The sequence below is a fragment of the Actinomadura chibensis NBRC 106107 genome (assembly GCF_001552135.1).
Lineage (GTDB): Bacteria > Actinomycetota > Actinomycetes > Streptosporangiales > Streptosporangiaceae > Spirillospora > Spirillospora chibensis.
In genome coordinates, this window is record NZ_BCQP01000133.1 from 1 (window position 1) to 659 (window position 659).

Annotated in this window: 1 protein-coding gene; it reads left to right on the forward strand. The window is 74.4% G+C overall.

Translation table 11 applies throughout. The features are described 5' to 3' along the window. Positions 1-30: 30 nt before the first annotated feature. Positions 31-659, forward strand: a 629-nt coding sequence (locus ACH01S_RS41755; protein WP_255220395.1) for a sensor histidine kinase, incomplete at its 3' end; no start/stop codon positions are given.

The following is a 659-nucleotide window of genomic DNA, read 5'->3' on the forward strand; positions in this document are numbered from 1 at the left end:
GACACCGATCCGCGTACCGAGGTGGGGCGGGTGGGTGCGGCGTTGAACCGGATGCTGGGGCATGTGGAGAACGCGTTGGCCCGGCGGCAGGCCAGTGAGGAGCGGTTGCGGCGTTTCGCCGCCGACGCCAGCCACGAGTTGCGCACGCCGGTCGCCGCGATCCGCGGCCACGCCGAACTGGCGCTGCGCACCGCCGACCCGGTCCCGGCCGAGGTGACCCGGGCGCTCGGCCGGATCGAGGCCGAGTCGGTCCGGATGGCCGACCTGGTCGATGACCTGCTGCTGCTGGCCCGGCTGGACGCGGGCCGCCCGCTGGAGGCCCGCCCGGTCGATCTGACCCGGATCGTCCTGGACGCCACCGCCGACGCCCGCGCCGCCGGACCCGGGCACCGCTGGGAACTGGTCCTGCCCGAACAACCCGTGACCGTCACCGGGGACGCGCGCAGCCTGCACCAGGTGGTGGCCAACCTGCTCGCCAACGCCCGCGCCCACACACCCCCCGGCACCCACGTCACCGTCACACTCACCACCACCGCGAACACCGTTGTCCTGGACGTCGAAGACAACGGCCCCGGCGTCCCCCACGAACTCCGCGAAGACCTCTTCCACCGGTTCGTCCGCGCCGACCAAGGCCGCTCCCGCGCCTCCGGCGGCACCGG